The sequence below is a fragment of the Shewanella sp. GJ50-10 genome (assembly GCF_055808815.1).
Genome location: NZ_JBVVSS010000001.1, coordinates 4,426,158 through 4,443,959, shown reverse-complemented (window position 1 = coordinate 4,443,959; position 17,802 = coordinate 4,426,158). Strand labels below are relative to the sequence as shown.

Genomic DNA, 17,802 nt, shown 5'->3' with positions numbered 1-17,802 from the left:
AATGGATTCAGCATCAATTGTTTGAATGTTGAATTTTTCGTGGTTATTCAACCTAGCTCACTGAGCTGAGTTTATGTTGAATGATCACATATTTATGTGGTTTGGGTTTATGTTAACATTGTGTTTATCTGACAAGCAAAATTGATTAAGACTCTTTCATGACTCGTGGCCTATATTCTTTCGTACTCTATCTCCTTTCTCCGCTTGTGGTGATGTATTTGGCATTTCGGAGTATTAAAAGTCCTGATTACCGTAACCGCTGGGGCGAACGTTTTGGTCTTAAGACACTCTCACAATCAGACGTGCTGATCCACAGTGTTTCTATGGGTGAAACCTTAGCAGCAATTCCGCTGATCAAAAATCTAATGGAAACCCACCCAGAGTTAACGTTCACGATAACCACGACTAGCCCAACAGGCTCTGCTGAAGTTGCTAAAGCATTTAGTGAACAAATGGGTAAGCGAGTTCAACATTGTTATTTACCGTTTGATTTTAGTGTTTGCGTGAAGCGTTTTTTAGGGCAAGTGCAGCCAAAGTTATGCATCATTATGGAAACTGAGCTTTGGCCTAATTTGCTTCACTTCGCCAAACTTAATAAGGTTCGATTAATACTGGCTAATGCTCGTTTGTCTGCTAAGTCTGCCGCCAAATACGAAAAACAGTCTAAATTAAGTAGGCCTATGCTGGCTTCGCTAGATGCAATCGCTGTTCAGACCAAGTTGGAAGCCGAGCGATTTGGGTCTTTGGGAGTTAATCCTGAAAAAATAGCGGTATGCGGTAGTTTGAAATTTGATTTACAGATTGATGAAAGTAAATACCAACAAGCAAAAACTTTACGTCAGCAATGGCAAAGAGTCGATGCACCTGTCTGGGTCGCTGGCAGTGTTCACCCTGGTGAGTTTGAAATGATGCTTAAGGCTCATGAACAAGTATTAGCTCAATATCCGCAAGCCTTGTTAATTATGGCGCCAAGACACCCAGAGCAGTTTAATGTCGCAGCGGTAGCAACAACTCAGCATGGTCTTTCATTATCAAGACGCAGTATGAATGAAGCGGTAACCGAGCAAACTCAAGTTTTACTTGGCGATACGATGGGAGAGTTGTTGATGCTATATGGCGCAGCCGATTACGCTTTCATCGGAGGGACATTAATTGAAAATGGCGGCCACAACCCGCTTGAGCCTGCTGCGATGGGGTTACCTGTGAGTGTTGGACCCCACCATTGGGATTTTGCTGAAATTACAGCGTTATTGAACCAAGCTGGTGGACTCAAGGTGGTAGAAGGTGCGGATACGTTAGCCAAACAATTGCTGTTAATGTTTGCTGATAAACAACAACACCAACAAGCTGCCCAAGCTTGTTTGACCGTCGTTAGTCAAAATAAAGGCGCGTTAGCTCAGCAATTACAGCTTATTGAAACTCAACTACAGTTGAGTGAATTTTAAAGAAAGCTGGGTTAGCTCTTTTCACTCATATGTTGATTGTAACCTGCCAAAAGTTGCTGCCAGTTTTGATCGTTAAATTTTAAACTCGGCAGCTTAGTTTTCTCTTTGTTAAATGAGCGCAATAAACGATTTAAGTTTGCTTGTTGCCAACTTGAATGAGGCGTTTTGATTTCGCCTCTATCAAAATCAATCAGATAGAACTGTTGGTTAGCAAACAGGATATTTTTGGCATTAAGATCCGCATGATAAACCCCACGAGCATGAAATTGCGCAATCGTTTTACCGAGAGTTTGCCATTGCTCAGCTGTTAGATCCGATTTTGTTAGCAGGGCTACTAAGTCATCTGCACCGTTAACTAATTCTATAAATAAATCTGCACGATACCAGATACCAAAACGTTCAACGTTGGCGCTAATCGGTCTTGGGACAGGGAAACCTTCTTGGTGAAGTGTTTCTAAAATCGCTAATTCTGCAATCGCTCGAGTGCGCTCAAAACCGGTAAAGACATAGGCATCTTTACTGAATTTTTCGATTAACCCACCACGCCAATAATGTCTTAATACCCATTGCTGGGTTCGGTATTGGACAAACCAAGTAGTGTAACGCCCTTTAGATTGACCAATAATGGCATCGTTTGTTTGCCAATATTCTGGACTAAACTGAGCGGGCGTAAGGTCTTTAGCGAGATCATCGCACCAAGCGATAACACCTTTGTTGGTTGATTTTATTTGCATAAGTGGATTACAAAGCTTTGATTTGTCGGTGGCTATAAAGCTTATTCTACATTAAGATCGAACTCTTGTACTTACTCTGGTTAATTGCGCCCATGAAAGCTGACTATGCATCAATGACATCCCTGTGTTTACTTCGTTTATCTGCCATCGGTGATGTTTGCCATGCAGTGGCGATGGTGCAAGCTATTCAAAAACAATACCCGCAATTACATATCACTTGGGTGATCGGTAAAGTGGAATATCAACTGTTAAAGCACTTGCCCGGCGTGCAATTTGTTATATTTGATAAGTCCCAAGGTTGGCGTAGTTATGCTGCATTAAGAAAGAGTCTAGCTGGACAGAAATTCGATGTGTTATTGCATATGCAGGTTGCGCTAAGAGCGACCATTGCATCGTTAATGATTTCGGCCAAGATCCGCATCGGTTTTGATAAAGCCCGTGCTAAAGAAGGCCAGTGGTTAGTGACGAATAAAGCGGTAGAGCCACTAGCAACACCTCATGTGTTAGAAGGCTTTATGGGATTTGCTAAAACCATTGGCGTTAAAGATTTAACCCCTTGCTGGAACATTCCTGTCCCTGATTCAGATACACAATTTGCAAACGAACTCATTGCTGAAGGTGAAAAGGTATTAGTCATTTGCCCTGCCGCCAGTAAAGCTGAGCGCAACTGGCTACCAGAGCGTTATGCTGCAGTTGCGGATTACGCAGTATCAAAGGGCTACCGTGTATTGTTATGTGGTGGACCTAGCCAGCTTGAAGTTGAGTTGGCTAAGCAAATAACGGGTTTTGCCACTCAGCAAATTGAGAGCTTTATTGGTAAAACCTCATTGACTCAATTGCTCGCGGTATTAAAAAATGCTTCAGTGGTGATAGCGCCAGATACTGGCCCTGCGCATATGGCTGTGACTCAAGGAACACCTGTTATTGGGTTATACGCTCATTCAAACCCAGGTAGAACTGGGCCTTACAACTCATTAGATAATGTGGTGAGCGTTTATGATGAAGTGATATTGGAGCAAAAAAGTGCCCCAATAAAGTGGGGCACTCGTGCAAAAGGCGAAGGTTTAATGACGCGAATTGCAGTTGAAAGTGTGATTGAGAAGCTCACATTGCTTGAGTAGCCTTTATAACCATTGACGACCGATTGTTGGTTTACAGAAGAACTGTAATACTCCTTGGGGAATACTACTTTTCTTACTAAGGTTCTTAATGAATAAGTTCCATGCATCTAATTTCATTGCTGCTTTTTTTTCCGCTGTTACTTTTTCAGGATAAAGTTTACAATAGTCATCAACATAGCGGATTTCTCTGCTCGGGCATTTAATACGGTAACCACGGCCTGCATAGTGAATAAAGCTCGCTTGCTTGTAACCATCTTGCCCCAAAAACTCCATCCGATTAAATTCAGCATCAACACATTGATTTGGTATACAATTATTTTGAATTACATAGTTAATGAATGTTTGGTCATAAAATTTTACTGAGTTACAAATTTTTTGCATGCCTTCTAATGTAGCAAATTGAAAAAGTTTGCACTCTTTAGAAATGAGAAACATGCCAAAATTATAGTAGCTTTGCTTCCCATTAATTTTTTGCCAACTGTCAGCAGCACCAAGCTCCTCATTGATTTGAGAAATCGGTAAATCTCTATTTAAATGCTGGCCCTCATCAAACATATAGACAGTTTCTAGGTCTGTATATTTTTCAAAAATATTTTTTGCTGAAGGTGTTACTAAAATATCGGCGTCTAAGTAGAGTACACGATCATACTTTTTAAGTAATTCTGCAGTATAGAGTTTTTCAGGCCAAGCAGGGCTTGCTGAGTATTGTGGATTTTGAATATCAATATGGTAATGTAACTCGTCCGAAACTATGAGGTCTGCCCCGACTTTGTCCGCATATATTTGAAATGTTTCCAGAGCGGCTTTGTACATTGGATTATTACCAATAGCTAGGGTAAATATCGCTTTTTTCATTACTATATGGCCTTAGTAGTAAGTTATTTTGAGTCAATTGAAGTCATGTTTAAATACTTTTTGAACACTTTTTCAACACTAATATCTGATACATGTCCTTTTCCCTCATTGGCGTACATTACATGGGATGTTGAGGTCTCAGGCGGAGCCCAATAAGGTTTCTTTTGACGCATCATGGCTAAAAGCGGTCGTTTTGCTGCAAAAGCGAAGTGTAAAATAGCGGTATCGACCGTTATAACAAAATCAGCTAAAGCGATAAGTGAAGGCAGCTCGAAAAAGTGCTTATCGACTGTAAATACTACTATTTGAAAACCATTTTCTTGAGCAAAAACTTGTGACTTCTTTTGTACTTCGTCAAAATTTTCAGGTGTCACATTGATGATATACCTGTTGTTTTTATTTGCTCGCTCAAGTGAACTAATCAATGAGAATAATTGGCTCAACTCCCAGTCTTTTTTAGTGCTTGTCGACAAATGATTTAAAAAGAATAGTTTACTGTCGGTTGTTGAAAAGTTTTCTGCTAGCCAAGCTTTAGAGTATTCCGTGGTGTCTTCAGGCACAACTAAGTTAGGCATCATTTGGTCTTTTGAAAGATTAAGATTAAAAATACTATTCATCACTTTCATAAAACGGTCGGTAATGTGGTGGTTGGCTGGTAAGGATTGCGTATCGAGTTGATATACTTTATCGCTATTACGAAATAAGAAGAGGTTTAGAAAACCTTTAAATGGCGCTTTTGAAACACTTGATACGATATAGCCTTTAGGCGATATCTTTCTGGCAATATCTGAGAACTGGTTGGCCTTGCTGCCAGGAGAGTGGCAAACCACAATGTCGTATTGTTTTGTTTGGGCTTCTTTTATTTGAGCATCTCTGGCTTTGATTGAGTCTGTACACCCATAGCTACAACTAAAGCAACCTTCAGCTTGCATCCATTGCTGTAAAATTTTACTGCGGGATAAGCGCCAAGCATCGGTATTACATCGATTGTCATCTAACCAGATATCAATCTCAATATGTGGATATTGTTGCTTGAGTGCAATAAGAAAAGTCTTAAAGTAGAGGAAGTCGCCTAGCGCAAAAGGCGAGATAAAAAGTAAACGCTTACAGCTTTCTAATTGCTCTGAAGAGATGATAGACATATGTGGATTTCATGCTTTAAAAATAATAAGAAAGCATAACCTGAAAGCATAATGATTAAAATCTTATATGCAAAGTTAGTCATCAATTGAAGCAAAATCGATTTTCACAACCCAATTTTTGGGCAGTATATAGAGTCCATTAACTATATTGCTCTAAATAATCCACAATTCTGGTCGAGGCTAAGCCATCAGTTGGGCCGACGTGATCAAATGTATATTTAAGTCGTCTGTCGTTAAACTCGTCCGGATTACCTAGCTGTTGGGGAATTGCAGAAAGTAATGAGCGGTAATCATTTATGTGATAACCAATATCAGAATATAAAACGTTGTCTTTGCCAAATCGCTTATCGAAACGATATTTGAAAATGCCACGATAAGACCATTTTAATTTGAAAAAGTTACACACTACTACTGGCTTACCTAATGCCGCAAATTCAAATAAAGTACTTGATGCTTCACTGAGTAAAATGTCAGCATTTTTCATAAATGGTAGTAAAGAAATATCTTGTTCTTTAGCGACATATACGTTGCTGTATTTAGACCACTTTGCAAGCTTATCTCGTTGTTTTTTATACTGCTCTCTGACCTGAGTTAACGAGTGAGGTTTAATTAAAATATTGTAGTCAGTGAAATCCGTTGGCCAGTTATCTGGAAAGCACTCTAACGAACTTGGGTTAAAGGTTGGCGCATATAAGATGGTTTGTTTTTCTGGATTCAAACCTAAAGCGGATAAATCAAACCCTGGCTCAGTTTGGTTAAACATTGGATCTAGCTTAGAGAACCCCACCTGGATAAAAGTATCACTAGGGTAATACTCTTTGATTTTATTTAATCTCAGCTCACCTTCAATAAATCGAACCGTCATTGGAGTTTTCGATTTGTGATAATAACTGGGTTTAGGGCCAACGCCATGACCTAACTGAGCTGTCTTAGAGTACTGATGCACCTCATCAAGGAAGTCACATTCATTACCAAAAAAGATCCAATCAGGTTTTAGTGATAGATAAGTTTGCTTCGCTTCATGTTTATCTTTCACCCAGAGACAATCTACATTGAGATCATTAATGGTGTTTGAGAATGCTTTTTGATCATTTTTATTGCTATAACAAATTAACTTAACGTTATGATTTCGTTTTTTAAGCTGTTCGATGATTGGAACATATTGGGGTAAATAATATACGTTCAATGTGTCAAACACGATTAACATAGCATTCTCTTTAAAAATTATTTTTACTAGGTGATGTCATAGCCATTTGTATTAAAGCGGCCTTCAATATTTTGGTCGAAAACAGGAGTAATTAATGAGGGTAAGATCACATTGAACCTCACTTCAGCAGCGTTTAGCTCTCGTATTGTTATTCATTATGTAACAATCTTTCTGAAAGTTAAAGAAATGCTGAAACTCCTCTGTTAAAGCTTATTGAGCATGAACTTTTGCTGTTAAAGAATTAGGTCATCAAAATGCTCATCTAGCTCGATAATATAATTCAATCGATACTGTTTAATTGAAAGCGCTTGTTTAAGAGAATGAAAGGTGAGCTTAAGGCTCTTTATAGACGCTTTAAGCGAATTCAATTAAAATATCTATCTCACTCTAAGAAGACACTTTACTATGCCCCAATCTACCCTGAGAACTTTCGATTACCCTTCAAGTTTGATAAAAAGCTATCAGCATTGGAATCTATTACTAAGACCAGGGCAACCTACACTTGGTTCAATGGTGTTGGTATGTAAGGAAAGTGTTCATCATTATTCTGGCATTTCAAATGCTGCCTCTGATGAGCAAAAGCAAATAATTTCAGATATTGAAAAGGTATTAAAGTATCGTTTTGATTGTAATAAAGTAAATTATTTGATGCTGATGATGGTGGATCCAGCGGTTCATTTTCATATTATTCCTCGCTATGAGTTTCCGATTGATTTTTGCGGCAAAGAGTTTATTGACAGTCATTGGCCTAAAGCACCAAGTTTGGCCGATGAACTGCAGCTAGAAGCAATTTATAGAGATGAACTTCTTAAAACATTGAAGAGTGATTTTTGTAATGTGGCAGAAGCTGTCGTTACTGACGCTAAAAAGCCTTATAGAAGAATGTATACCTCAGGTTGCTTTGATATCTTTCATCAAGGGCATTTAAACATTCTTAAGAAAACCAAAGAACTTTGTGATTATTTAATTGTTGGTGTTTCCACCGATGAACTTATTATTAAGTCTAAAGGGCGTCCTCCGATTATTCCTTTTGAAGAAAGGATCTCAATTTTAGAAGCCAATCGATTTGTTGATGAGGTTATCCCGCAAGTTGATAAAAATAAACAAGATATTGTTGACCAATATAATATCGATGCAATTTCTGTTGGCTCAGATTGGAAAGGCAAGTACCCAAAGGTTACATGTGAAATGGAGTATTTTGATTATACTCCCAACGTGAGTTCAACTGTATTGAAGCAAAAGTTAAATATAACACCAAAATCAGACGCCTAAAGGATTAGGTGGTATCCGTTCAAGCTTTTCGACCATTAATAGAACGGTTTGATATTGAAGTTTAGATGTATCATAGGGTGTATTTATTACCTACTTGATAACGCAATATTTGCGGGTTTAAGATGCTTTTACTCAATACATTAAAGTTAAATGACTACAGTCCCATGGTCTCCAACGTCATGGATTATATCGGCAAATTATAAAATGACGCCATGGATGGAAAATAGAGACATTATGCAGTTTAAAGTGTTTGTTATTAATTTAGATAAAAGCTTAGATAGAATGGCTTTTATGCAACAACAATTGACTCAGTTAAACATTGAGTATGAAAGAGTGCCTGCGGTTTATGGTAAAGAGTTATCTGATTCAGAAATAAGTCGTGTTTTCGATGAGAAAACTAACCTAGAAAAATATGACAAAGTGCTTAATGTTGGTGAGCTAGGCTGCTATTTGAGTCATGTTAATTGCTGGAATGAGATGGTTGATAACCATATTGACTATGCGTTGATACTCGAAGATGACTCAATACTCGATAAAGGTATGGGTGACTTAATTGATAGCGTAGGGAAGCTGCAGCAAAAGTGGGACTACATCAAACTGTGCCATGGTCGTAAGCAAAAAGAGGTCATCGATCCGATTGCACTTAATGACCAATTCTCATTAGGAACTTGTTTGAAACTACCATCTTCAACAAGAGGACAGTTTGTTTCTTTAGCAGGTGCAAAAAAACTTTTAGCAACTGCGCTGCCTATTGCAAGGCCTGTGGATATTGATATCCAATATTGGTTTGAAAAAAACTTGGATTGCTTTGTTGTTAGACCGTTTCCAGTATTAGAAGCCGATTTTGATAGCGAAATAGGTTCCTTAGAAAATAGAGATTTTGCTAAAAAACGTCCACTAAAACGTATTTGGCAGAAAATTTCATTTGAAATTAAAGTCAGATTAAATAGCCGCAAACTGCCCAAAATTTCAAACTTAAGCAATTAATCAATTAAGCAATTAAGCAATTAAGCAAAGAGCATACTTTAGGTATGCTCTTTTAGTTTGTGAGATCTTCAATTAAGCCAACCCATTGCTGCTGCCAATGTCCGAATGAACAAACATGCGTAATGGATTGATGGCCTTGAAATGCAAGTTTTTTACTGCTTTCTATATCGACAATAGCTTGCTCAAGCACTTTTTTAAACTCAGTGGCATCTGGCATGATTAAATGTCCGTTATGGCCATCTAATATTAAATTAGAAAGACCACCCACATTACTGCTAACCACTAAACAACCAGCAGCCATAGCCTCAATCATTGAAAGTGATGTGCCTTCAGAGCCTAGCGTAGGGATAACAGCAAGATGATGGGCTTGATGCACTTCGAAACTCTGCTCGGGTTTGTACTGAATGACTTGTACTTGTTGGTGATTTTTAAATCTTGTTTTTAGTTCATCCTCTAAAGGCCCTTCTCCAGCAAATGTTACCTCTAAGTTCGGGTAGGTATTAACTAATTGCTCAATGACTGGGGTTATCATGGCAATGCCACGATAATCAACAAAGCGTCTAGCAATAATGAGCTTTATAGAATGGGTACTTGGTTCAATTTGCCATTTATTATCAAAGGCGTTTTCTGACACTTGCTGGTGAAAAAAGTTATAAATAACTTTGACCTTGGTCTTTTTTACATCAAACCAGGTGCGGTACCAATTAATGAAATTATGATCAACACAAACTAATGCATTACTTTTATTGGTATAAGTTAAGTATTTAATATGGTTAGCTAAAGATGATGCTAATTGCATAAATGTCGTTTGCGATGTTCTTGGTTTATCCCAAGAAACACCGTGTTGAACAGCAATGGTCTTTAGGCTTTTAATGTTAACTGCATAGGAATCCGTTGCAAAAATGACAATGTCGTCACTGCTGGCTTGTGTTTCAACCCATTTGGCTAAAGCGTATTTTTTAGCGTTACCCCTATGCCAACCAGTATTAATGCCATGAATGGTATGAGTCTCTTTTATGACAGTAAATGGTTTTTTGGCAGGCTGAACTATGTGTGTTTGCCAGCCTTTTGCTTCAAATGTTTCAATTAAACTGAGGATATAATTCTCAATCCCACCGATGACATTCATTTCACCGTGATGGTTAAACATCGCCCTGTAAATAATATAAATAGATTTCATGGTTACAACCTATAAGTTGTTGCGATGATATGTTTTATTTTCTGACAAGCTTGGCCGTCTCCGTATGGATTGGTTAGTTCTTTAAAAGAAGAAGCGTCTTGGAGCAATGTTTCAACAGCGGAAGTAATACTTTGTTGGTTGGTACCCACCAGTTTGACTGTGCCTGCTTTGACGGCTTCAGGGCGTTCTGTTTTATCTCTTAATACCAATACGGGTTTATGCAGTGAAGGAGCTTCCTCTTGAATTCCACCAGAGTCAGTTAAAATAATATCGGCTCTATCCATTAAAAATACAAAATCCTGATAATTTAATGGATTAATTAAGTGAAAGTTCTCAATACCTGAAAGGTGCCTGTTGACTGGCTCTTGGACTTGAGGGTTTAAATGAACCGGATAAACTAATACGACATCATGGTGATTTTGGGCTATGTCTTTTAGAGCTAAGCAGATGTTCTCGAAACCTTGACCAAAGTTCTCTCTGCGGTGACCTGTGATCAATATGAGTTTCTTATTCTTTATCGTCTCGGTAAGTTCTGACAAGGTGGCGGCTTGGTAGTTTGAATCTTTAATATGCTTTACCGTTGTGTGTAAGGCATCAACCACAGTATTACCAGTTACAAATACTTGATCTGTAGACACGTTTTCTTGCAGTAGGTTGTCTGCAGCACTTTGGGTTGGAGCGAAATGTAGTCTAGTTATAGTAGAGGTAAGCTTTCTATTGGCTTCTTCTGGCCAAGGAGAGTGAATATCACCGGTTCTTAACCCTGCTTCAACGTGGCCAATATCGACTTTTTTATAAAATGCAGCTAAGGCGGCTGCAAATGATGTCGTGGTATCACCGTGTACAAGTACTAATTGTGGCTTAAAGTCATCAATCACTACACTGACTTTCTCGATAATGGTGCTTGTTAGCCATTCTAATGTCTGGCCTTGCTTCATTAAGTTCAAGTCGTAGTCTGGCTTTATTTCAAAAATATCGAGGACTTGATCTAACATTTCTCTATGCTGAGCGGTGACACAAACTCCGACTTCAAAACGTGGGTCCGCTACCAGACTTTTAGCTAGAGGGCACATTTTTATCGCTTCAGGGCGAGTACCAAACACCAAAAGAACTTTTAAAGGAAGGGTTTTCAAAATAGCGATGCCAAAGAATTTATCAATTAGCTAATTTTACCCCGTTATTAAACCTTTAGCGAATAATCGGCATAAGTGGAATTTAAATTGGGTTGATTATCTGTTTCATTTTAAATTTTGCTGTAACAAGCCAGCATGTAGTATTATTCTGCCAATTTTATGTTTCATGAATAATGTGTTTTAGTTAACTGGATAGATCTTAATAAACGCTATTATTAACAATAAACTCATTGCACCTATAGTGAATAAGCCAAATGCATAGACGCGCGATATATCCAGGTACTTTTGATCCTGTCACCAATGGACATGCTGATTTGATTGAGCGCGCGGCGAAGCTATTTCGTCATGTGATTATCGGCATTGCTTCAAACCCTTCAAAACAGCCTCTTTTTACTCTTGAAGAACGCGTAGCTCAAGTCAACTTGGTTACAGCTCATCTTGATAATGTTGAAGTTGTGGGGTTTACCGGATTGTTAGTCGATTTTGCCAAAGAGCAAAATGCCAGTGTGCTAGTCAGGGGACTTCGTGCGGTATCTGATTTTGAATATGAATTTCAATTGGCGAATATGAATCGTCGCTTAAATCCTGATTTAGAAAGTGTTTTCTTGACTCCGGCGGAAGAAAATTCGTTTATCTCGTCAACCTTAGTTAAAGAAGTTGCGCTGCATGGCGGTGATGTGAGTCAGTTTGTTCATACTGATGTCACGCATTCGCTAATAGAAAAAATAGCCGAAAAGCGTAAAGCAGGACTCGCTAAAAAATGAAGTTAATTAAAGGTCTCAATAATCGGTTATCAAAACTAGCACTCGGAGTCAGTCTTTCTGGATTATTTGGTGTCGCAGTGGCTGCACCTTGGGTAGATACGTCAGATATTTATTTACGTGCAGACATTCAAGCGCTTGCTGATGCGGGAGTGATTACGGTTCCTGTTAATACATTTCCACTGATGTGGTCTGGCATTGGCAATGATTTAAGAAAAGTTGAACCTTCTATCTTATCCCCTGCGCTAATAGATGCGTTTGCTAGGGTTAATTTTTATTATCAAAATGCGCTAGAAAATCGCGGCAATACCAGTATTACAGCGACTGCAGCTACTGATGAAGCTCGATTCCAGCATTTTGGCTCAGATTATCGTGAAAAGGGTGAGTTAAAAGCATCACATGAGTATATGGGCGAACGATTTGCTTTTAAGGTGACGGCTTCAGCTAACTACGACCCTGAAGACGATAAAGAGTTTAGATTAGATGACTCATACATGGCGATGGTATTAGGTAACTGGATTGTTACTGCTGGGACGATTGAGCAGTGGTGGGGACCTGGTTTTGATTCCGGTTTGCATAAATCTAATAATGCTCGTCCAATGCCTTCATTGATGGTGTCTCGCAATAATGCCGAGGCGTTTGAGACTCCGTGGTTATCTTGGTTAGGTACTTGGACCTTAACAGGCGGCATTAGCATGATGGAAGAGGAAAGGTACGCCCCTCATGCGCTATTGTGGAACTTGCGTGCTTCTATTAAACCATTACGACAGCTTGAAATTGGCTTGTCTTGGACCACGCAGTTTTGTGGTGAAGGCCAAGAGTGTGACTTTGACAGCGCTTGGAAGTCGATAACGGGGCAGCGTGATTGTCGTGGTTTTGAAGATGGGGACTGTTCTAATTACGGTAATCAGATGGCCGGCTTTGATGTGCGCTATTCTGAAACGTTTTGGGATGTCCCTGTCGGTATTTTCCTTGAGCGTACCTGTGAAGATTCTAAAGGTCAGCCTTGGGAGATTGTTGATTGCGGCAAAATGTACGGTGTAGATACTCGTTTCAGCTTTGATTCCCAGCAATATAAGTTGTTTTTCGAATACACAGATACCATGGTTTTCTGTGGTGAAGATTCCGAGCAATTTAATTGCTTCTATGAGCATAGCACCTACAGAAGCGGCTCTCGTTACCATGGTCGCGCATTTGGCAGTACTTATGACAGTGATGCTCAAGTTTATGCTTTGGGTTTAGTGGGACAGTTCTCCAATAGCCATGCGTTTACGTCTATTTTGCGTTATGCACAGTTAAATAAAGATGGTGAGAATCGTGATAATGGTTGGGCGCCGCAACCTCCCAAAGAAGACTTGTTAATGTTAGAGCTGTCTTATCGCATGCCAATGCTGAGTGGCATGATGACTTTTGGTGGCAGTATTTCACAATCTGAATTTGAAGTGGATGACACTGAAACGGATGGAACTTTATTTACTCGCTATCAATATAAATTCTAAATCCAAATTTGAATTAAAAAAGCCTCAACGAGAAAATCAAGTTGAGGCTTTTTTGTTTTACCTTATCTAAAGGTACGGTTACAAGGCTATCGTGTTTGGCAAAGCCCACAAAATACTGTGGTGCGCTGGCCTAGCTTTATTTCGCTGAGTAAATTGCCGCACTCGGTACAGTTTTCACCGCCGCGGCCGTAAACATGGAGCTTTTGGGCGAAGTAGCCTGGTTTACCGTCGGCATTAGTAAAGTCTTTCAACGTGGTGCCACCTTGCTTAATGGCTTGGGCAAGGATCTGTTTTACTTCACTCACTAATATCGTCAGTCTTTCTATATCGATATTTCCAGCCGCTGCTTGCGGATGAATTCCTGCTGCAAATAGCGCCTCATTGGCATAAATATTCCCAACACCAACGACGATATGATTGTCCATCAAACATAGCTTAATGGCTTTTTTCTTGTTGGCTAATGCTGCTTGTAACTGCTGTGGATTAAAGTCATCACTTAAGGGTTCAGGCCCTAGCTTAATCAGCAACGGGTGAGCTTCTTCAGGCAGTTCATACCAAAGCCAAGCACCAAACCTGCGAGGGTCGTTATATCTCAGCACTCGACCGTTTTCTAATACAAGGTCGATATGGTCGTGTTTCTCGACAGGGGTATTTGCAGGAAGAATTCGTAAACTGCCTGACATGCCTAAATGGACGATTGTGATACCCGCATCGGTATCGATAAGTAGGTATTTCGCACGGCGGCGAACTTGTTTAATCGTTTGGCCAATGATGTTTTTACAGATGTCAGGAACAGGCCAGCGTAAAGAGGCATTTCTAATGACGAGATCTCGAACTGTCTGATCCACAAGGTGTGGCGATATGCCTTGTTTGGTGACTTCAACTTCAGGTAATTCAGGCATAAGTATCCATGTCAGTGACGTTTAAATATTGGTATTAGGTTATTTACTTGAGATAACGGGTATTAGATCACTTCGTAAACTGGGCGGAATTTGATACCAGTTCTCAGCTGCCGACTGCAATAAGCCTTGTTGTGGATAGTATTGCCAATGCTGCGCTTGCGGCTGGTGGTTAATTGCAATGCTCAATGGTAGCGGGGACGGCAACAATTTAAGCTCATCCTCGGTCATATTAATGGCTGAAATCGCCAGTTCAGACCAAGCTGTTGCTAAAGGCTGGCAGTTCAATACTGTTTCCTCACAACCCCATTTTTTATCTGATTTATTAAGCCAAATACCACTAAATTGTAATTGGGTTAATTGGTTTTGAGCATCAAATAATGCGTGCGCATCCTCAGGCATTTGGTTGGTTTTGGAGTCAATAAAGGTCAGCACTGCGACCATGAACACGCAGGCAATAATAAGGATGTTATTCCATTTCTTTCGAGAGAGTGCCATAAACTAATGCATTATGATTGTGATTTCTATTGTAAGGCATAGTGTATAGCAAAATGATGTTGAGCAAAAAGTGAATAGTTTAACGAGGGCATTGTCGGTTTTTATGGTGAATTAAAGACAATAAAAAAGGTGATGCATTACTTGGCATCACCTTTAGTTAACTTTCGCTGAACGCTATTAGCTTATACACATCTAGCGAGTCGCTACGACGGAGGCTAACCGCCTGTAGAATTCATGAAACGCAAAATTTGTACGTCATCATCAGTACCAAAGTAATGTTCTTTTGGCTTGTGTTGAATGCCCTCTAAAATAGCATCTTTTAATTTGCCGATATTGCCAGGGAATTCACGGACGATTGATTTTAAATCAACAGAGTTCTCATTGCCTAAGCACAACAGTAAACGACCTTCTACCGTTACGCGAACGCGATTACATTCGTGGCAGAAGTTGTTACTGTGAGGTGAGATAAAACCGATATGGATATCACTGTCGGCCATCTTGTAATAACGAGCAGGCCCGCCGGTACGCTTACTTGAAGGGATTAACGGGTAAGCCTCTTCGATAATACCTCTGACTTCTTCGCTTGAGCAGTGACGGCTGCGTTTACGCTCATCCATGACGCCTAATGGCATTTCTTCAATGAAGGCAATATCGAGTTCACGTTCACGGCAGAAGTTGATTAAATCAATGACTTCATGATCGTTCTTACCACGTAAAATCACCGCATTAATTTTGATGTGCTTAAAGCCAGCGGCTTTTGCTGCATCAATACCTGCAATAACGCGTTCGACTTTGCCGTTACGAGTCATTTCGGTAAATAGCTCAGGGTTTAAGGTATCTAAACTGATATTGAGTCGCTTTAAGCCAGCATTATGCATCGGCTGGGCAAGCTTGCTTAAACGCGAGCCATTAGTGGTCATGGATAAATCATCTAACCCTGGCAGTTTTCCCAGTAAATCGATTAATTTATCACAATCTGTTCTGACTAACGGCTCACCACCTGTTAGGCGAATCTTCTTCACACCTAACTCGGTAAAAGCTTGTGCAATCCATGCAAGTTCTTCAAGGCTTAGTACCTGTTCTCTAGGTAAAAAGCTTGGATCTTCACTCATGCAATAAACACAGCGAAAATCACAACGGTCAGTGACCGATAAACGTAAGTATTCTACTTTTCGGTTAAACTTGTCGACTATTAAACTCATGAATTAGCACATCTTTTGGTTAGTTATAACAGTTCAGCGAAAGGCTGAATGTAGACTTGTTGGCCCGGCATGACTGACTCGTCGGCTTCACCGATCACAATCAGACAATTAGCTTTGACCATTGAGTTCAACATCCCTGAACCTTGTGCCCCAGTGGAGGCCACATGTAAACGTCCATCATTGCTTAAATGATACTGACCACGGACAAACTCTGTTCGTCCTGTTCTGCTGCGCAAAATACTATCGGTAATTGCAGGTAAATACTGTGGCGTATAGTTGATTTCGCCAGCAAGTTTACGAATGGCAGGTTGAACGAATTGTAAAAACGACACCATTACAGCAACAGGATTGCCAGGTAAACCGAAAAATAGGCTGTCATTCACTTTACCAAACGCCAGTGGTCTACCTGGGCGCATGTTAATACGCCAGAAGTTAATTTCGCCAATTTTGGCTAATACGGTTTTAATGTAATCTGCATTACCCACTGAAACACCACCTGAGCTGATAACAATGTCAGCATCAACACTGGCTTGTGATAACGCTGCTGTTAACGCATCTTCACTGTCTTCGATAATACCTAGATCAATCACCTTACAACCTAACTTCTGCGCCATTGATTTTATGGTGTAGCGATTAGAATCGTAAATACAGTTAGCTTTTAGTGGTTCACCAGGTTGACTGACTTCATCGCCTGTTGAGAATACGGCAATGGTAGGTTGCTTAACCACATTAGCAGTTGGCAGGCCTAAAGAAGCTAATAAGCCCTGTTCAGCAGCATGTAAGCGGTGACCTTTAGCTAATGCGAGTGCATCTTTGGCGATGTCTTCACCCGCTAAACGCACATGTTGACCTTCAATCACTTTACCTTGTAACTGAACTTGGCCATCTTGCTCGATGACCAGCTCACGCGCTTCTACAGTATCCGCGCCTTGCGGTACTGTGGCACCGGTCATAATACGTACAGCTTCGCCTGCGGCTAACACGCTTGGATACTCGTGACCTGCTAAGACCTCACCCATCAGCTTAAGCGGGGCAACAGGATTTGCAGGACTATTGTCTTGGCTGTAAGCAAAGGCGTAACCGTCCATTGCTGAGTTAGTTTGCTGCGGCACATTCACTGGCGAAATAGCATCAGATGCTAGAACGCGGTTAGCGGCCTCATCAATCGCCACTTGCTCACTGTCTGTTAACGGCTTAACCATCGCCATTAATTGCTCTAAACCTTGGGCAACCGATAAGAATTTTTGCTCATCAGAAACAGGCGTAGCAGTAGCAGGAATTGGTAACTCAATATCTGGGGCTTGCCAGTTAGTTTGATACTCAATGACAAAATCAGCAATTTGGCCGACATTGTTTAAATCTAAGCGAGTGAGCTCTGCTGGTGTTTCAGTATCATCACAGCAAGCGATAGCCACGATATTGTCATCATGGGTATGAATGAGTGGTTTACCATGCGCAGCGCGGTGCAGCTCAATTTTAGGTAGTTCAAGCTTTTTAAAGCCTTCGACTAAAACGATGTCCACTTTATCCGCTTCAATTTGCGCTAATAGGTGCGGTAATTGCGGATCACCCTCAACGGCATCTTCAGTCATTAGAGCCCAACGAACATGAGAGGCAACCAGCATTTGCTTAGCACCAGCTTTACGCATTTCGTAGCTGTCTTTGCCCGGAATATCAACATCGAAATTATGATGAGCATGTTTGATAACGGCTAAACGAACTCCGCGGCGATTAAGCTCTGGGATCAATTGTTTTAATAAGGTGGTTTTACCGGTGCCACTATAGGCACAGAATCCGAGTACTGGAATATTAAGCGGATTGGAAAACGGTATACTCATAAAGACCTCATTGTTGACTTATCATGGCG

The 17,802-nt window shown here is 40.2% G+C and carries 16 protein-coding genes; 6 read left to right on the top strand and 10 right to left on the bottom strand.

The genetic code is table 11. The features are described 5' to 3' along the window. The first annotated feature begins 158 nt into the window (after nt 1-158). The gene (gene waaA, locus AC0L4E_RS18765; protein WP_473681012.1) at nt 159-1,445 is read left to right on the top strand and encodes a lipid IV(A) 3-deoxy-D-manno-octulosonic acid transferase; all 1,287 of its coding nucleotides are present in this window, start codon (nt 159-161) and stop codon (nt 1,443-1,445) included. 11 nt (nt 1,446-1,456) lie between these two features. On the opposite strand, the gene AC0L4E_RS18760 is transcribed toward waaA, so the two are convergent. Next, entirely contained in the window at nt 1,457-2,179 is a 723-nt protein-coding gene (locus tag AC0L4E_RS18760; protein ID WP_473681010.1) for a 3-deoxy-D-manno-octulosonic acid kinase, read from the bottom strand. A gap of 92 nt (nt 2,180-2,271) precedes the next feature. On the opposite strand from AC0L4E_RS18760, the gene AC0L4E_RS18755 reads away from it, so the two are divergent. Beyond that, nucleotides 2,272-3,300 (top strand): glycosyltransferase family 9 protein, encoded by a 1,029-nt coding sequence (locus AC0L4E_RS18755; RefSeq protein ID WP_473681008.1) that lies wholly within the window; start codon nt 2,272-2,274, stop codon nt 3,298-3,300. Between the two features lie 3 nt (nt 3,301-3,303). On the opposite strand, the gene AC0L4E_RS18750 is transcribed toward AC0L4E_RS18755, so the two are convergent. The 3 genes from AC0L4E_RS18750 to AC0L4E_RS18740 form a co-directional block, all read right to left on the bottom strand. After that, entirely contained in the window at nt 3,304-4,155 is an 852-nt protein-coding gene (locus AC0L4E_RS18750) for a glycosyltransferase (protein WP_473681006.1), read from the bottom strand. A 23-nt stretch (nt 4,156-4,178) separates the two neighbouring features. Then, a complete protein-coding gene (locus AC0L4E_RS18745; RefSeq protein WP_473681004.1) occupies nt 4,179-5,297 on the bottom strand; it encodes a glycosyltransferase family 9 protein in 1,119 nt (372 codons plus the stop codon). Nucleotides 5,298-5,436: 139 nt separating this feature from the next. Then, nucleotides 5,437-6,504, bottom strand: a complete 1,068-nt coding sequence (locus tag AC0L4E_RS18740; RefSeq protein ID WP_473681002.1) for a CDP-glycerol glycerophosphotransferase family protein — start codon at nt 6,502-6,504, stop codon at nt 5,437-5,439. A 405-nt stretch (nt 6,505-6,909) separates the two neighbouring features. Here AC0L4E_RS18740 and AC0L4E_RS18735 point away from each other — a divergent pair, with 405 nt between their 5' ends. Together AC0L4E_RS18735 and AC0L4E_RS18730 are read left to right on the top strand one after the other, a co-directional pair. Further along, on the top strand, nt 6,910-7,776 hold the full coding sequence (locus AC0L4E_RS18735) for an adenylyltransferase/cytidyltransferase family protein (RefSeq protein WP_473681000.1): 867 nt from the start codon (nt 6,910-6,912) through the stop codon (nt 7,774-7,776). Nucleotides 7,777-7,926: 150 nt separating this feature from the next. Continuing rightward, nucleotides 7,927-8,763 (top strand): glycosyltransferase family 25 protein, encoded by an 837-nt coding sequence (locus tag AC0L4E_RS18730; RefSeq protein ID WP_473680998.1) that lies wholly within the window; start codon nt 7,927-7,929, stop codon nt 8,761-8,763. 52 nt (nt 8,764-8,815) lie between these two features. Here the strand turns inward: AC0L4E_RS18730 and AC0L4E_RS18725 are convergent, their stop codons facing one another. Both AC0L4E_RS18725 and wecB read right to left on the bottom strand, forming a co-directional pair. After that, entirely contained in the window at nt 8,816-9,943 is a 1,128-nt protein-coding gene (locus AC0L4E_RS18725) for a glycosyltransferase family 4 protein (RefSeq protein ID WP_473680996.1), read from the bottom strand. Nucleotides 9,944-9,945: 2 nt separating this feature from the next. Beyond that, complete coding sequence (wecB, locus tag AC0L4E_RS18720; RefSeq protein WP_473680994.1) at nt 9,946-11,076, bottom strand: non-hydrolyzing UDP-N-acetylglucosamine 2-epimerase; 1,131 nt, start codon at nt 11,074-11,076, stop codon at nt 9,946-9,948. 254 nt (nt 11,077-11,330) lie between these two features. Between wecB and coaD the strand changes: the two genes are divergently transcribed. Next, entirely contained in the window at nt 11,331-11,840 is a 510-nt protein-coding gene (coaD, locus tag AC0L4E_RS18715; RefSeq protein WP_473680992.1) for a pantetheine-phosphate adenylyltransferase, read from the top strand. Then, the gene (locus AC0L4E_RS18710; protein WP_473680990.1) at nt 11,837-13,336 is read left to right on the top strand and encodes a capsule assembly Wzi family protein; all 1,500 of its coding nucleotides are present in this window, start codon (nt 11,837-11,839) and stop codon (nt 13,334-13,336) included. Before coaD ends, AC0L4E_RS18710 begins: the two co-directional genes overlap by 4 nt. An 86-nt stretch (nt 13,337-13,422) precedes the next feature. On the opposite strand, the gene mutM is transcribed toward AC0L4E_RS18710, so the two are convergent. The 4 genes from mutM to AC0L4E_RS18690 form a co-directional block, all read right to left on the bottom strand. Beyond that, a complete protein-coding gene (mutM, locus tag AC0L4E_RS18705) occupies nt 13,423-14,238 on the bottom strand; it encodes a bifunctional DNA-formamidopyrimidine glycosylase/DNA-(apurinic or apyrimidinic site) lyase (RefSeq protein WP_473680988.1) in 816 nt (271 codons plus the stop codon). Nucleotides 14,239-14,277: 39 nt separating this feature from the next. Further along, nucleotides 14,278-14,733, bottom strand: coding sequence for a hypothetical protein (locus tag AC0L4E_RS18700; RefSeq protein WP_473680986.1), 456 nt, complete (start codon nt 14,731-14,733; stop codon nt 14,278-14,280). Nucleotides 14,734-14,948: 215 nt separating this feature from the next. Further along, a complete protein-coding gene (moaA, locus tag AC0L4E_RS18695; RefSeq protein WP_473680984.1) occupies nt 14,949-15,935 on the bottom strand; it encodes a GTP 3',8-cyclase MoaA in 987 nt (328 codons plus the stop codon). Between the two features lie 23 nt (nt 15,936-15,958). After that, complete coding sequence (locus AC0L4E_RS18690; RefSeq protein WP_473680982.1) at nt 15,959-17,773, bottom strand: bifunctional molybdopterin-guanine dinucleotide biosynthesis adaptor protein MobB/molybdopterin molybdotransferase MoeA; 1,815 nt, start codon at nt 17,771-17,773, stop codon at nt 15,959-15,961. Nucleotides 17,774-17,802: the final 29 nt, after the last annotated feature.

Excerpts from the sequence above, each read along its gene's own strand:
- waaA (WP_473681012.1), top strand. The coding sequence starts at position 159 with ATGACTCGTGGCCTATATTCTTTCGTACTCTATCTCCTTTCTCCGCTT.
- AC0L4E_RS18760 (WP_473681010.1), bottom strand. The coding sequence starts at position 2,179 with ATGCAAATAAAATCAACCAACAAAGGTGTTATCGCTTGGTGCGATGAT.
- AC0L4E_RS18755 (WP_473681008.1), top strand. The coding sequence starts at position 2,272 with ATGAAAGCTGACTATGCATCAATGACATCCCTGTGTTTACTTCGTTTA.
- AC0L4E_RS18750 (WP_473681006.1), bottom strand. The coding sequence starts at position 4,155 with ATGAAAAAAGCGATATTTACCCTAGCTATTGGTAATAATCCAATGTAC.
- AC0L4E_RS18745 (WP_473681004.1), bottom strand. The coding sequence starts at position 5,297 with ATGTCTATCATCTCTTCAGAGCAATTAGAAAGCTGTAAGCGTTTACTT.
- AC0L4E_RS18740 (WP_473681002.1), bottom strand. The coding sequence starts at position 6,504 with ATGTTAATCGTGTTTGACACATTGAACGTATATTATTTACCCCAATAT.
- AC0L4E_RS18735 (WP_473681000.1), top strand. The coding sequence starts at position 6,910 with ATGCCCCAATCTACCCTGAGAACTTTCGATTACCCTTCAAGTTTGATA.
- AC0L4E_RS18730 (WP_473680998.1), top strand. The coding sequence starts at position 7,927 with ATGACTACAGTCCCATGGTCTCCAACGTCATGGATTATATCGGCAAAT.
- AC0L4E_RS18725 (WP_473680996.1), bottom strand. The coding sequence starts at position 9,943 with ATGAAATCTATTTATATTATTTACAGGGCGATGTTTAACCATCACGGT.
- coaD (WP_473680992.1), top strand. The coding sequence starts at position 11,331 with ATGCATAGACGCGCGATATATCCAGGTACTTTTGATCCTGTCACCAAT.
- AC0L4E_RS18710 (WP_473680990.1), top strand. The coding sequence starts at position 11,837 with ATGAAGTTAATTAAAGGTCTCAATAATCGGTTATCAAAACTAGCACTC.
- mutM (WP_473680988.1), bottom strand. The coding sequence starts at position 14,238 with ATGCCTGAATTACCTGAAGTTGAAGTCACCAAACAAGGCATATCGCCA.
- AC0L4E_RS18700 (WP_473680986.1), bottom strand. The coding sequence starts at position 14,733 with ATGGCACTCTCTCGAAAGAAATGGAATAACATCCTTATTATTGCCTGC.
- moaA (WP_473680984.1), bottom strand. The coding sequence starts at position 15,935 with ATGAGTTTAATAGTCGACAAGTTTAACCGAAAAGTAGAATACTTACGT.
- AC0L4E_RS18690 (WP_473680982.1), bottom strand. The coding sequence starts at position 17,773 with ATGAGTATACCGTTTTCCAATCCGCTTAATATTCCAGTACTCGGATTC.